Annotated in this window: 8 protein-coding genes; 2 read left to right on the forward strand and 6 right to left on the reverse strand. The window is 60.4% G+C overall.

Features of this window, described 5'->3' with window-relative positions:
* Nucleotides 1–103: 103 nt before the first annotated feature.
* The 3 genes from J7J50_RS02790 to J7J50_RS02800 form a co-directional block, all read right to left on the reverse strand.
* Nucleotides 104–4,132, reverse strand: coding sequence for a bifunctional diguanylate cyclase/phosphodiesterase (locus tag J7J50_RS02790; RefSeq protein WP_215055352.1), 4,029 nt, complete (start codon nt 4,130–4,132; stop codon nt 104–106).
* Between the two features lie 372 nt (nt 4,133–4,504).
* Nucleotides 4,505–5,110: an AprI/Inh family metalloprotease inhibitor gene (locus tag J7J50_RS02795; protein ID WP_215055350.1), complete on the reverse strand. Its 606-nt coding sequence runs from the start codon at nt 5,108–5,110 to the stop codon at nt 4,505–4,507.
* A 14-nt stretch (nt 5,111–5,124) separates the two neighbouring features.
* On the reverse strand, nt 5,125–5,766 hold the full coding sequence (locus tag J7J50_RS02800) for a DUF3011 domain-containing protein (protein ID WP_215055348.1): 642 nt from the start codon (nt 5,764–5,766) through the stop codon (nt 5,125–5,127).
* 1,036 nt (nt 5,767–6,802) lie between these two features.
* Here J7J50_RS02800 and J7J50_RS02805 point away from each other — a divergent pair.
* Nucleotides 6,803–11,038, forward strand: coding sequence for a cytochrome P450 (locus tag J7J50_RS02805; RefSeq protein WP_215055346.1), 4,236 nt, complete (start codon nt 6,803–6,805; stop codon nt 11,036–11,038).
* A 265-nt stretch (nt 11,039–11,303) separates the two neighbouring features.
* Here the strand turns inward: J7J50_RS02805 and J7J50_RS02810 are convergent, their stop codons facing one another.
* The gene (locus J7J50_RS02810) at nt 11,304–11,669 is read right to left on the reverse strand and encodes a VOC family protein (protein WP_215055344.1); all 366 of its coding nucleotides are present in this window, start codon (nt 11,667–11,669) and stop codon (nt 11,304–11,306) included.
* 257 nt (nt 11,670–11,926) lie between these two features.
* Nucleotides 11,927–13,012, reverse strand: coding sequence for an alpha/beta hydrolase (locus tag J7J50_RS02815; protein ID WP_215055342.1), 1,086 nt, complete (start codon nt 13,010–13,012; stop codon nt 11,927–11,929).
* A 441-nt stretch (nt 13,013–13,453) separates the two neighbouring features.
* Between J7J50_RS02815 and J7J50_RS02820 the strand changes: the two genes are divergently transcribed.
* Nucleotides 13,454–14,047 (forward strand): GNAT family N-acetyltransferase, encoded by a 594-nt coding sequence (locus J7J50_RS02820; RefSeq protein WP_215055340.1) that lies wholly within the window; start codon nt 13,454–13,456, stop codon nt 14,045–14,047.
* 486 nt (nt 14,048–14,533) lie between these two features.
* On the opposite strand, the gene J7J50_RS02825 is transcribed toward J7J50_RS02820, so the two are convergent.
* A complete protein-coding gene (locus J7J50_RS02825; RefSeq protein ID WP_215055338.1) occupies nt 14,534–15,460 on the reverse strand; it encodes a LysR family transcriptional regulator in 927 nt (308 codons plus the stop codon).
* Nucleotides 15,461–15,495: the final 35 nt, after the last annotated feature.

A 15,495-nucleotide genomic window follows, 5' to 3' on the forward strand; every position in this document is an offset into this window, starting at 1 on the left:
TCGTTCGTCAAACTGTCGTCCCCAACGCCAGGATGGCCTATGGCTCTCCCTTACTTCCGACGCCCCCCCGGTTTTATCGATGTCCTGAGAGGCTTTCACTGCCTTACTCGGAATGCGGCGCGCGACCCAGTGCATCGCCCAGCGGTCGCAGCCCAGCTATCGCAAACCCCTGCGCTCGATCGATGCCCATCGACCTGGCTAGCTCCAATGTTGCGACGTCCTCGATATGTTCGGCGATCGTTGGCACGCCCAGGCGATGCGCGATCGTATTGATGGACTCCACGATCGCGTAATCCACCGGACTGGTGACCATGTTCCGAACGAAGTCGCCATCGATCTTGATTCCATCCACTGGGAAATGGCGAAGATAGCTGAAAGAGCTGTAGCCCTTTCCGAAATCGTCGAGATAGACCAGGCACCCGGCGGCGCGCGCGAGCGACACGAACTGCCTGGCCGCCGAGACATTGTTGACGGCCGCCGTTTCAGTAATCTCGAAACATAGAGCGTTGGCAGGTAGGCCGGATGCGGACAGCTGCTCCTGGACGTAAGGCCAAAGAAACGGATCATTCAGTGAGTTTCCGGATAAATTGATAGCAAAAACAGTGTCGCGCGCGGCGCGAAGACGTCCTCCATATTCTTGAAGAACCGTCCGGATCACCCATCGGTCGACATTGCCCATAAGGTCGTAGGATTCGGCTGCCGGGATAAAAAGACCCGGCTCCACCGTGAGTCCTTCGTCGTCGAGCATCCGCAACAAGATTTCGACGTATCCCGCCCCGCCGTCATAGCGCAGGCTTTTTGTATCCTGCGCGTACAAACGAAAGCGCCCCTGCTCAATCGCATTGCGTATGCCAGCTACCGCCTCGGCCTCGCGACGGTAGGAGGCGCTTGCGCTCGCCCCGTCGTCGTAGATGGAAACCTGATTGCGGCCGGAGGTTTTGGAGGTGTAGCAGGCAATATCCGCTTGATTGAGCAAGGTGTCGGCTCGGCGTGAGTTGCCGGTGACCGCGGTCAGCCCGATACTCGCGCCGACGTAGTACGGAACGCCTTCCCAACTGAAGCGCAACTGGGCGACATCGCCCTGGAATCGACGTGCGATCTTCTCTCCCTCCAGCAACGGACAATCGACCAGCAGTAATGCGAATTCGTCCCCGCCGAGCCTGGCGGCGATGTCCAGGTGCCGGGAATTCCGGCGCAGGATCGCAGCAATCTCGCGCAATAGCGCATCGCCTGCAGCATGACCCGCACTGTCATTGACCAGCTTGAACCGATCCAGATCGATGAAGCAGAGCGTATGTTCGAAATGATCTTCGGCCGAATGGTCCATTTCCGCACGCAGGCGTCGCTCGAACGCCGCGCGGTTGGGAAGCCCTGTCAGATTGTCATGGTTGGCTGAGTGCTCCAGGGCTTGCTGCAAGGTCCGGGCCTTGGTCACGTCCTGGAATACGAGTACGGCGCCGATGACCTCGCCCGTGCTGGTACGCACTGGCGCCGCCAGGCTTCTGACGTGGCGCCGCTGACCTTCGCGGCTGATCATGACGACATTGCTGTCGAGGTGGAACGGCAGCGACTGCTCAAGACAAGTCGCGATCGGGTCCGGCAGCGTCATGCCGCTTTCGTCCACCAACGGAAATATCTCGGCGAGCGGGTGACCGACGGCGTCCGCCGCAGACCATTCGGTCAGCTGCTCCGCAATTGGGTTCATGAACGTGACTCGCTCATGGGCATCGGTCGACAGCACCGCGTCGCCGATCGAATGCAGGGTGATGCGCAAACGCTCCTTCTCTTCGAACAGCGTCTCGGCCAGTTCCTTGTGATCGGTGATATCCCAGTTCATCCCGACCGCGCGCTCGGGCCGGCCCTTGCCATCGCGGATGATTCGCGCGAGCGAGCGGATATGACGGACGCCGGCCGACCCGTAGCGGCAAATGCGGAAGTCCATGCTGAAGACCGAGGTCTCCTCGATCGCGGCCTCGTATCCTTCCATCACCCTCGACACGTCGCCGGGATGAATGAAACCAAGCCATCCTTCCAGAGTGCCATCGTATTCCTGGTCGGAAAGTCCGTAGAGCTGATGCATACGCTCGTCCCAGCTATAGCGCTGGACGATGAGGTCCACCTCAAAAATGCCGGCGCCCGCTGCTTCGATCGCCAGTTGCAGGCGCTGGTTCAAGGCCAGAATGGCGCTTTCGTTCTCTTTTCTGGCGGTAATGTCGGTATGGGTTCCGATCACGCGCTGCGGATGTCCGTCCGGGCCGCGTTCGATCACTTTGCCGCGGTCGTAGATCCAACGCCAACTGCCGTCTTTCGCCCGCATGCGATGCTCAAGAGTGAAGTCCGGCGTATCGTTCTGAAAATGGGTGTTGATGATTTCCAGGCAACGGGCCAAATCGTCCGGATGCACCCTCGCGGACCACTCAGCAACGGTGTCGCCGATCTCGCTATCGGCGTAGCCCAGCATGGACTTCCATTGGCGCGAGTAAAACACGCGATTCCGGCCGATATCCCAGTCCCATATTCCGTCGCCGGAACCGTCCAACGCGAACTGCCAGCGCAGCTCGCTGTGCCGCAACGCGGATTCGGCTGCCTGGATGTCGGTCACATCCCGCGAGATACCGATCAGCCCGATGACATCGCCGCTTCCATCGCGCAAGGGCGCCTTAGTAGACGAGTAGGCCCGATCGATCCCACCCACCGTCGCATGCTCCTCAACCGTGTAGGGCAATTGATCGTCCAGCGCCCGACGGTCGTTCTCGATCAGCCGTGCCGCGATTTCGCTGGGAAAGATATCGATATCGCGCTGACCGACGATCTGTTCCGCCGGCCTTCCCATCACTCGCTCGACCGCCGGATTCACCAGCAGATAGCGGCCGTCGGTGTCTTTGGCGAACACCAGGTCGGGTGTGCTGACGAGAACGGCCTCCAGGAGCGCAAGGGTTTCGTTGAGCTTGCGGGCGCGCTCGACATCCTCCGTGATGTCCCAGCACACGCCGATACTGTTGGTCACCTCGCCCGTAGACCCGCGAATCAGACGCACCGACATCCGGACGTAGCGGGCCGCGCCCGAGATCGGATCGGGCACCCGATACTCGGCTTGGTAGTCGACGCCTTGGTGATAAGCTTCCGCCCGAACGCGTCGGATTCGATCCGCATCGCCGGCATGCAAGAGCCGGAAGAATCCCTCGGAGGTGTGGTCGAAGGCCTGCGGCGTCGTGCCGTGTAGCGCATAGGTGCGCTCGTCCCAGGTCAGCACGTCGCTGGTCAGGTCCAGATCGAAGATGCCGATCCCGCCGACGGCGAGCGCGATCTCCAGCCGCTCGGTAACCGCGGCCAAGCGCTCCTCCATTCCCTTTTCCAAGGTGATGTCGACGATCGTGCCGATCATGCGCACGATCGAACCGTCCTGCGCGAATTCGACCACCTTTCCCCGACTTAGCACCCAGACCCATCGCCCACTGGTCTGGTGTCGCAGGCGGTAGACGGAATCAAAATCGGTCGCCCCGGAAACACTGACCTGTGCGGTCGCTTCGGCGACCCGCTCGCGATCGTCCGGATGCATTTTGTCGAGCCAGTCTTCGATGCGATGGACCCGCTCCTCTTCCGCCAGATCGAGCAGTTCCTTCCATCCGGGCGAGACCCAGACCAGGCCGGTCGGAACGTGGAAATCCCAGACGACCTGACGCGAGCCACGTAAAGCCTGATTCCAGCGCCATTCCGCCTCTTGCAGCGCGGCGTCGACCTGCTTTTGGATTCCAGTGTTAACGATTTGGCAAAAATAGCGATAGGGCGACGAACCGTCGCCGTCTTCCAGCGCCGACAGATCGAGCATTGTATGCATCGTACTTCCGTCTTTTCGGACGCAGCCATGATCGGCGCAATAACTCGTCGCCTCTCCATCGCGGATCGCCGCGAATCCAAGGCGCAAATCCGCCCGCTCGCCGGGAAGTACCAGATGATCGATCAGCCATCCCCTGCATTCGTCCGTGGCGTAACCTGTCGCCGCGAAGAACGCCGGATTGGCATAAACCAACCGGCCCGTCGCGTCCAGCAACACGACGCCGGCTACTGATTGGTCGAGCACTTGGCGCAGCACGGCGCCGCCAGTGCTCAGGGAGCCCAGATCGGAGTTCATTCGAGCACAACGCACCTATCGTTGGGTGCCTGTAGCGCATCACCTAATGGACCGATTTGCAAGGGGATGGCCTGCCCTTGAAGCGCCGGCGCCCGTGCGGAGCATGAGTTGCCGCTGGAGAAAACTGGTTTCTTTCAATCTGGCCAGCAGCTCGCGGGCGGCTCAGCTGATAACGGCCACATATAGTCGTGCGGGCTCTCGCCGGCCATATCTCGCGCCTGCAGTACGCCCGTGCCGGATATAACGACCGCTTGGATCGCCTTGGATTCGTTCGCCCCTGATGACGGCGACTACGGCCAGGTGCTTAAAAGCCGTCGCATCGCTATTGCGACCCAAGCTCGCAGCCTTGCATCAATGAAACCTTGCGCTCGACTAACGACTGAGCGACAAGCGTTGGCCGCTCGCCGACCGTCCTACCCACACATCACCGCCACGCGGCCAGAACGTTGCATAGACGTCGCCGATAGACGATGTAAGTACGATCGAAGGCCCGTCGAAGTCCCACCGTTTGACCTGCCACAAGTCGGGACAACCTGTCGATGTGACCGCGAAGTAGCCATCGAAGTAGGCGCTGGCGGTCAAGCGAACCGTACAAAGGAAGGGTCCGCTTTTCGCGGAGACGCGGTATGTGCCGTCGATCTGCTCGGGTTTGGGCCGAGAGGCATGAGACTTCGACCACGACGGTTGGTCGTCGTCGTTCTCATCGTTGTCACGACCGAAGCCAACACTGAAACCGCTGTTTCTGCTGGAAGATTTGCTGCCCGAATTACTTCTGATCCACTCCGTCATCTCAGCAGAGCCTTGGTTCTCAGGAGGATCGCCCGTCGAAGAAGTGTCGAAACCCGAACTGGTGGTAGTGGTTGAACTTGTGGAATCGCTGCTGCTCTGCGAGCTCTGGCTCATGGAGTTGGAGTTCTGCTGGCCGAGCGCCGCGCTGGCGAGGGTGAGGCTGACTACGAAGAGGATTAATCTGCGCATGTTGGCTCTCCAGTTCAGTTCTTTTCGTCAGACGGAAGATCGACGTCGCAGCCCACGCCATGGCACCCGATCCAGTTGCCTTGCGTGTCGAAGTTCGGATTGCCTTGCTTGTCGAAAGAGGGTCTGGTGTCGATAACATCGGCACTGCTGTTGTCCGGCGGAGGGTCCACCAAGCAGCCAACGCCGTGACAACCGTCGTAGCCGCCATGTGCGTATGAGTGCGTATCGGAGCGGTAGTTCGAGTGATGCTCGTGCCGGTCGGAGGAGGCAAGCGAGGCACCCGCTATGGAACCCAACACCAGCATGCCAATGTCGCGTCCACGGTCGTCGTATCGGCGACTGCCAGAGTCAAAAGTTCCATTACGGCCGTGGTGGTAGCCTCCGACGTCAGCAAACACACCTTGGCAACCTTGATCAACCCATAGCCGCTGTCTGCGGCGGTCAAAGCCCCACGTGCGATTGAGAATGCAGGAACTACCGGAAATTTGATGGATCAATTGAGGCGTGCTCAAAGGGGCACGACACTCACTGTATTGGTAATTTACCGAGTGGCATTCGACCGTCACCGTGCCGCTTTGCGCTAATGCGGAACCCCAAGGGAAAGACATCAGCGCCAGACTGGCCGCTGAGAAGAAACTACGACCAAGACTTGTCATTGCACTTGCTCCTTATTCGCCTACACGGATAATTCGGCTGGTGCGTTGCTACATCCTAGTGCTCGTCCCCTGCCGTTGAATCGTGCATCCACGCTTTTCGCAATGCAATGCCCTTGAACCGACACAGTCGCGCCTGGTCACTGGGGTGTTCTTGGCAGCACCTGCGTAAAAGCGCACGCTTGTTCAGCTTCGTCAAGCGACGGTCGCCCCAGTGGATATTGCGCAGGGTGGCTTCGACACCGGCATTCGCTTGGCGAAGTTGGCGTCCTCAAGACATGGCGGCCTCGCGGTGGCCGGCACGCTCTGCTCCGCTTGCGTCTTTCCCAACTCGGCCCAAGCGTTGATGGGGGACGTGTTCTTCGGGTCGCGCGGCGAGAGGGGATTCCGGCAACCGCGTTAAACGATTGTGATACTCGGTGAGTGTGTGCAACACGTCGCCTGGCGGTCTGATGCGATAGAAGACGGCCTTATGTCACAAACGCTAATCACTTCATTGGCGCAATATCGTCACGGAAGCGATGATTTACAGGGTACGCGCGCCCAATGTTTCTGCGGCCTCTCGTCGAATAACGACTTTCGCACAGGAGTCCCAGTCATGGACGCAACTAGCCTTTCAGGTATGCGGCGCCGTTGCGCTCGCACAAGCCGGTTGCCCACGGGATCACCGCCTGCCACGACGGCGCGACAGAACTCCATCAATCGATTCACCTGGATTCTCCTGCTCTAAGGCGACGACGAGCTTTGCGTGTACCGTTCGGGTCGCAGTCGCATACATGCCCACGAAGCGCTCAACGTTGACGCTTCATGGGGCGCTTTCCGGGCTCGATACCGCATGTCGTTGTTCTTGGCGACAAGAAAACGGCGATATCGATCGCAACGAAACCAGCCGTGACGCGCCTCTTGCATAGGCCCAGTGCGCGGATCGCATTATCACAACGCGTCGATACCGTCAGTATCCGCGCGGCGGCGCCCATGGTGTTCGAACTTGCGATACAGCCCGTCATCGAGTCCACGCACTGAAGTGGAGAGCAACCTGATGGATATCGCGATCCAGGCTCTGACGGCACAACTGCAAGCACACGCACAGCGCCAGCCGGACAAGGAGACCTTCACATTTCTCGGTCTCGATGGGGCCAAGGTCGAAAGCCTCAGCTATGCCGAACTAGATCGTCGCGCCCGGCACATCGCCGCAATGCTTCAAGACCACGACGCGGGAGGGAAGCGCGTAGTGCTGCTGTTCCCTCCAGGCCTGGATTTCACCGTCGCGTTCTACGCGTGCCTATATGCCGGTGCTATCGCCGTCCCAGCCTATCCGCCCGATCCGGCACGCCTGGATCGCACGCTTCCCCGCCTGCGGGCGATCGCCGCCGATGTTGATCCGGCCATCGTGTTGACCAGTGTCATGACTCAGGCCGCCGCCAAACATGTTTCGACGCTCGCTCCGGAGCTGGCCGCAGCTACCTGGCTCGGCGTGAACGAACCGATTGCCAGCAACGCTTCCGCTTACCGGCCGGTCGTTCCGGCTCCGGGCGATGTCGCCTTGATCCAGTACACCTCCGGCTCCACCGCCGCTCCCAAAGGCGTCATGGTTAGCCACTACAATATCCTCGCCAACGCGCAGATGTATCAACAGGTAGCGTCGTGGAACACGGAACGCGTCATCGTGTCCTGGGCACCCACTTACCATGACCTGGGACTGATGGCCGGCGTCGTTCTGCCAGTGGCTCTTGACGCCCCCGTCGTGCAGATATCTCCGCTCGACTTTCTGCGTCGTCCGGCGCTTTGGCTCCAGGCTATCCAGCGCTACGGCGGCACCGACACTAATGCTCCCAACTTCGCCCTCGACCTGTGCTCACGCAAGATCAGCGACCAGGAACGCCGGGCGCTAAATCTCAGCAGCCTACGGATTTGCCTGGTCGCCGCCGAACCGGTGCGCCATGCGACCTTGGAACGGTTCGCTCACCGCTTCAGTCCAAGTGGACTGAAGCGCAATGCGTTGTTTCCTGCTTACGGCCTCGCCGAAGCTGTGGCCGGGGTGAGTTGCAATCCGCGTGGCGGTTGGCGAACGACCTACGTTGATGTCGATGAACTTTCCCGACACCGCTTCGTGGAAGTCGAGTCCGATCATGCCAATGCCACCGTGCCGATGATCGCCTCTGGCGAGCCCTGCGTCGACGTGACTGTCGCCATCATCGATCCGGATACCCGCTTGCCTGCTGCTCCGAGCACTATCGGCGAGATCTGGATCGATGGCCCCAACGTCGCGCTCGGCTATTGGCGGCGCGAGGCGGACAGCCGCGAAATCTTCGCGGCCGAACGCGCAGATGCTCCAGGCCGGCGCATGCTGCGCACCGGCGACCTGGGCTATCTCCATGACGGGCAACTGTTCGTTACTGGTCGGCTCAAGGATCTGATCATCGTCCGCGGTCGCAACTACTACCCACAGGACATCGAGCTCTCGGTCGAACTCAGTCATCCACGGATTCGCCCCGGCGCCACGATCGCCTTCGCGGTGGAACGCGAAGGCATCGAATGCCCCATCGTCGTCGCCGAAATCGATTTCCGCCTCTTGCATGAAGATGCCGAGAAGAAAGCCGCCAGCCTGGAAATCCTGGCCGCGATCCGGGGCGCTCTCGCCGAGCAGCTTGGCTTGCAACTGCATGGCCTGGTTCTGATTGGCGCGCGTAATCTCGACAAAACCTCCAGCGGAAAAGTCGCTCGCCAAGCTTGCAAGATTCGTTATCTGCAGGGTCAGCTGGAAAGCGAGTTCGTCTGGCATCTCGGCCTGCCGGCCACTGCATCTGCCAACGGCACGAAAAGATCCACGACTGGTGAATCCAGTGGCGATCTGACTGCCTATCTTCGGGGCAAGCTCGGCCCTGCTGTCGATGCCATCCTGCCTGGCCCCTGTGAGACCTCACTGCTTGATCGATTGGGAATGGATTCGCTAGCCGTCACCGAGCTCGCGACGGATCTCGAGCATGACTTCCACATCCATTTGCCCATACCGAGCCTTCTCGCCGCCACCTCGTTCGACGAAGTATTGACATTGCTGCGGAAGGCGATCGCTCGCCGAGCCGACGTTCCTTCGACTGCCGCCTCGATCAATCGCTCGGCGATCGACCTGCAAGCGCTGAATGCACCGACGCCCCTCTTCTGCGTTGGGGGGATGTTCGGTCCGGTCACTTACCTTCTACCGCTGGCCAGAACCCTCGGCCAGACACAACCGCTGATTGGGCTGCAGCCGCCCGGCCTGGACGGCCACGAGGTGCCCATGCGCTCGGTCGAAGAGTTGGCACGTCACTACCTTACGGCGATCCGTGCCATACAAGCCTCGGGTCCGTACCTGCTTGCCGGTCATTCGTTCGGCGGTCTGGTTGCCTATGAAATAGCGCGACAGCTGCGCGAACAGGGCGAGCGGATCGCCCAGCTCTTCCTGATCGACAGCTCCGCCGTGGCAGGCGACGACTCGAACGCGCCACTGTCGGAACTGATGGCACTCTACGAACTGGCTGTTGTTTCATCTCAGGCCGCCGGCCGGCCGCGCGACCTGATGCCGTTGCTGACCCTGCCCGCTGAGGAGCAACGAGCCGCGCTGCTTCGGGCTCTGCTCGGACAGGAGGTTCTATTTCCGGGATCGAGCGCGGATAGTTTGCTCGCCACTTTCATGGCGAGCAATGACGCTATGATCCGTTATCGTCCGTCGGTCTATGCCGGAGCAGTTACGTTGTTCCGCGCCGGCGGCGGCTTGCCGCGAGGCATGCTTCATCCGGACAGGCAATTGCGCCTGCACTTCGCCGACGCCACGCTGGGTTGGGCGCCACACTGTCCCGCGCTGCGCATCGTTGACTTGCCCGGCGACCATGTCACGGTCGTGCAGCCACCCCATGTCGCGGCCTTGGCCGACGCGATCAGGCGTGCCATCCCTCCCGCTTCCGTCCCGATCGAAGCACACCGGCTGTCGACGGCGTCCTCTGCCCCAAATGCAGGACGGGCGATCTCCATCGGAAAAAGCGGGGTTCAGTTCGACCCACTGCATGAGGCCTTCATCGAGAATCCGCATCCCTTCCTTGATCAGCTGCGCGAGCACGATCCGGTGCATTGGAACGCAGCCATGTCGGCGTGGTGGATCACCCGCTACGCGGATGTCTCGGCGGGCCTGCGCGACAAGCGCTTCTCGGTGGACAGCCGCAACGGGAGCCCGCAAGCCTCCGGCGACCTGCCCGTGTTGCAGAACGATCAGGAGCACTGGTCGCCGCTCAGCCAGGAACACCGCGCACGGAACGACACCGCGCTGACCCGATTCTATAACAACAACATGTTGTTCCTTGACCCGCCCACGCATACTCGCTTGCGGCGGTGCTTCGCGCCTCTGTTCGATCCGTCCAGCATGAAGAATCTGGCGCCCCACATCGATGAAATCATCGAAGCTTTGGTCGCCGAGATGCGTTTGCGTCGCGATCCGGAACTGATTCGCGACCTTGCCTTGGCCCTGCCCGTTCGACTGCTCTCGTCCATGTTCGGCATCCCCGACGGGGACGTTCCCACACTGGTCGAATGGGGACGCGTGTTGTCCCGCGGGTTCTATCCGATTGCCTCCGCCGAAGCGGTAGGACAGATTATCAACGCCGCCGACAGGCTCATGAGCTATCTGGCCGAGCACATCAGGAAACAACGCGGCGTCGGCGCCGGCGATCATCTGCTCGCTCACATGCTTAGCCAGCACGATGAATCCGGTCTTCCGTTAAGCGACGAAGAAATCGTGGCTAACTGCACGCTGATGTTCAGCGCCGGCCTGGAAACCACTCCGGCCGCGATTGGCAATGCCGCCCTGGCTCTACTGCGTCACCCCGATCAGCTCAGCTTGTTGCGTGAGCATCCCGAATTCGCCGAGAACGCCGTGGATGAAATGCTGCGCTACGAGGGGCCGGTGATAACCACCTATCGTACGGCGCTGGAAGACGTCGAAATAGGTGGAAAACGAATCCGACGCGGGGACACGATTGCCTTTTGCCCGGCCGCGGCCAATCGCGACCCGAGCATGTTCGCCGAGCCGCATCGACTGGATCTGGCACGCGACTCGAAAGCACACGTCGCATTCTCTCACGGCGTCCATTACTGCATTGGCGCTCCCCTAGCGAGACTGGAGATGCACGCTTTTTTGCGAGCCATGAGCCAGCAACACATCGAGTTAGAACCAGACGGAATACGCTGGCGGCCGAGCACTGTGTTCCGGCGGCTCGAGCGGCTTCGGATTCGCCTCCTCTCCTGAGCTAGCAAGCGAGCCACGGGGGACTGCAACGACTGGGTTGTTTGCTGCAACACGATGAGCCCACCAGGCGGCACCCAACTCTAATCCGTCCGATCCTTGCTTGATCTAGACGATGTGCTTCTACCCGGAGATACCCTCAGCCGAAGCCGCTTCGCGGCTCGTTCAAGTCACTAGTGGTGTTCTCCAGGAGGACTTCTCGTGCCGAGCTTGGACTCGCCGCACTGAGATCAGGCGGCTGGCCGTTTCCATCCATGTCGCTGCTCGATTAATTTTTCGCGTATTCGAACAACTCGACCACATTTCCCGACGGGTCCTGAAGCAGGATTTGCCGTCCCGCTCCCGCCTCAGCGATGTCGCCACGGAAGCTTTCTCCAGCCTTTCGAAGCTCGCCGATCATTTCATCGAGATCATCAGTGACGATCATGAACCTGCTCCATCCACCCGGTTGAGGAGAACCTCCTGCTTTTCCGGCACTGCCGGCTCCGGGCGCATTAAGAAAAAGATGCAGGTCTTCGCGGGCCAGTTCAGCGAATTTTCCTGGATTGTGCTTCGCGACTGCAAAACCCAAGCGGTCCCGATAAAAGGCAACGGACTTGTCGATTTCGCTCGCAATGTATCTAACAGATGCCATGCGTCTATCTCCTTTGCGTAATGGGCGCGACGTGCTTGACCACGTAACTCGCAGCCGTTGTTAAGCGCAGCGCAGGGATAGTGATCACGCTCAGGCGTGATGATTCCTTGAAGAAAAAGTGAAAATTCAGTGCCGGGCACTTGATGGTTCATTCAAGCCAAAACCGCTTCGCAGCACGGCTCGATCAGATGTCAGAAAATACCTGCTCGATCTTCGTCTCGGTAGCGGCGCGTCGCGGACAATCAAGCTCCCAGGGCTTACGGGTTTATGTGCGCACGGCTCAGGAAATCGCGCATGAGCGCTACCACCTCATCCAGGTTCGTTTCGAGCAGCCAATGCCCGCCATCCAGCAGATGCAGCTCCGCATCAGGCAGGTCGCGAAGGTAGGCCCTGGCCGATTTCTCCGGCATGTAGTGGTCTTGAGGTCCCCAGACAATCAAGGTCGGAGGGCGGCGCGAAGCAAGGTACTCGCGATGCCTGGGGAACCACTCCCGATTCTGCTTCAGCCCGACCAGCACATCCACCGCGACTTCCACTCGACGCGGAGTTGTCAGCGACCAATGCAAGGTCCACAGATCAGGTGGGATGCGTTCCGCCAGATCGGGCCGTACATGATTGAGGAACTCCTCGCGATAGCTCGCTTCGGTCACGGCCTCCCGCACGGCGTCCCGCATCGCCTCCGGCGACAGTTCCCACGTCTTCTCGATGTCGGCGTACTTGGGCCCCAACGCGTCCTCGTACGGGATATCTCCGTTCTGGATCACCTGCGCGACGATTCGCGATGGGTCCATCATCGCGAGCCGTGCACCGATGGGCGAACCGAAATCATGCAGGTAGATCGCGAAGCGCGTTACGCCGAGCTTGCGCACAAATCCATCCAGGAATTTGGCGTAGCCATCGAATCCGTACGCAAAGTTCTCCGGGGTTGCGCTGAACCCGGTGCCGGGAAAATCCGGTGCAAGCAGACGCCATCGATCAGCGAGCTGAGGCATCAAATTCCGGAATTCGTACGACGAACACGGATATCCATGCGGCAACAAAAGCACCGGCTTGCCTTCCTCGCCGGCTTCCCGGTAGAACGTGTTGATTCCGTCGACGTCGATTCGCTTGTGTCTGACCCGAACCTTCTCGTCAGACAAGCCCAAGGCGTTCGGAAGGCCCATGAACGGATCCTCGCGTGGAAGTTCCATCAGTTTCCGCGGGACGGATTTAATGATCGTGAAGTCCGCGTTACTGGAACGACAATGGATCAGAAGCGCCTCGGCCCTCGTGGCTCTTGGATGCTCCGCTAGCGACGTCTGCTTCTGGCCTATTCCGTTGAAAAACCCGGTTGAGTCGGTCATCTGAAGCCGGTCCACTGACTTCCCATGCTCGCAACGAACTCATTCGAAGCCCGAGGTGGCCCCCGGAATACCGATGATCGAGGATGACGCGGTCCAGTGGAATGGTCGTCCTCAATCCATGCGTCCGGACCAGGATGTTCGAGCCTGGCAGGAGGTTATCCGCCATATGTGCCTCGGGGAACAGAACCCATGCCGCTCACACCCCATAGTCCATCCCGCGTAGCCAAACACAGTATTCCGTGCCTGGCCAAGTCTGTGGGTTGCGTGGAAACGAAGGAAGAGAAACGCCCTGGGCGCAACTGTGGGAGCCATGGCGCCTGGGAACAAGCCTTCTTGACGGTCTCTTACGTTCTCTTGCTGTTTTATGCGGTCTAGCCACGGCTCGCCCAGCGGGCAGCGAATTAGCGCTCCACGACTACTCGGTTCCAACTGGAGGACGAAATGACCCAGCCGTCAACCGATATACGCAGCGCCACTGTCGATGAGATGCCGCGCGCCGTCGCAGCGATCGTTGCTGCATTTATCACAGACCCGCCCGCGCGATTCGCCTGGCCTTCGCCATTCGACTACATCCTGACCATGCCATTGGCCACCCGCGAATTCGCCGGCAGCAGTTTCAGGCACGGCACGGCCTATGTGTCCGCGGACTTCTGCGGCACCGCGCTCTGGCTGTCTCCTGGAGTAGAGCCCAATGGCGAGACCCTCGAAAAGATGTTCCGCGACACCGCAAAGCGCGAACACCTTGACGACCTGCTTGCTACGTTCGAGAAGATGGAACAGTCGCATCCTCGAGAGGCTCATTGGTATTTGCCTCAAATCGGCGTCGACCCGAATGCACAAGGCAAAGGCATTGGAGCAGCTTTGATGCGGCATGCTCTCGCCCGCTGCGACGAGGATCAAACGCTGGCATACCTTGAAGCGTCAAAACCTCAAAACATCCCGTTCTATCAGCGCTATGGTTTTGAGGTGATACGCGAAATCCAAATCGGCGCGGCGCCGCCCGTCACGCCCATGCTTCGCGCGCCTCGCCGCTAAGTAAGCATGCCAGCGCCGTTTGCGGCTGGTTGCCTAGCAATTTATTCAAGCTCTGGCCGCTTCGCGGCGCATCGTAAATGGGTCGATTCGGGGCAGCTCTCGGCCCAGTCGATCTGCGCGACAAAGTGCATCGCCATGCGCTGGCCAGGCAGGACTGCCCGGCCTACAGCACGCAAGCTAATGCGTCGGCGCGGGGCCAACCGGCAGGAGCCGGTTTAGACGGGTTTAATAGCTTGGCCCGACGTCGGAGCTGATGTGCGCGACATTGACTTGCCTGCGATCGCAACATAATGAGACTAGACAATAATCACTCAAACGAGAGCAGCCAGTCATGGCCATGCGCAACAAGGATGCGCGGGAAAAAATGGTTGGATGGATTGAGAACACAGGATTGCCATTAGAGATCGCAGCTGCGGCGGCGTTTCGACGGCATGGAGTCTACGTAGCTCACTCCGCGATCTATATCGATCCGCGGGCAGGTGTCAGCTACTTGTCCAGCTCGGTCATCTGCGGGAGCTTGTCGGCCAGGAAGTCGAGCAGCGCTCTGACCGCCGGCACCATCCCCCGGCGCGTTGGAAACACGGCATGCGCCACCAGTTCCCCGGCGGCCCAGTCTGGCAGCACCCGGCGGAGTTCTCCGCATTCCAGTGCCGCACGACATCCCAGCGCGGAGAGCAGCGCGATGCCCTGGCCATCGCGGGCTGCTTGAATCGCAAGGCTCCACACGCTGGTCATCAGGCGGGGCTCGAGTTCAATGATGCGCACTTCGGCTCCGGGACCGATCAGCTCCCACCGTTGCCTCGGAGCGTCCTCGATCAAGCTGATCGTGTCTGCGTGCTTTAGTTCATCCGGTGACGCGATTGGCGCTCGCGATTCCAGGTAGGCGGGGCTGGCCACCAGGATTCGTCGGCTGGTACCGAACCGGCGCGTCACCAGTTCAGGATCCATCCTCGATTCGGGGCGCAGCCGCACGGCAATGTCGATGCCCTCGGCCACGAGGTCCATGGCTCTGTCGGAGGCTCGAAGCTGAATGTTCACGCGCGGATAGCGCGCCATGAACTGCGACAGCCACGGCGTCAGATAAATCTCGGCCGCGCCGGCGGGACAGCTGACACGAACCAACCCCGCAGGCCCGGACGACGAGGCATCGACCGCATCCTGCGCCGCCTGCGCTTCAGCAACCATGCCGCGGCAGTGCTCAAGAAAGCGCGCCCCCACTTCGGTCAGCTGGATCTTGCGTGTGGTGCGCTGGAAGAGGAGCACGCCCAACCGTTTCTCGAGTTGCAGAATGCGCAGACTCAGCTTGGACTTGGGAACCCCCAACGCTCTCCCCGCCGCTGAGAAGCCGCCATGCTCGGCCACCGCGGCGAAATAGTAGAGATCGTTCAGATCTTGCAGGGCGGCCTTGGACATCTGATTGTCATTCACTCACGAACAGTCTGTCGATT

The organism is Lysobacter sp. ISL-50 (genome assembly GCF_018612875.1).
In the GTDB taxonomy this organism is placed as follows: Bacteria; Pseudomonadota; Gammaproteobacteria; order Xanthomonadales; family Xanthomonadaceae; genus Lysobacter.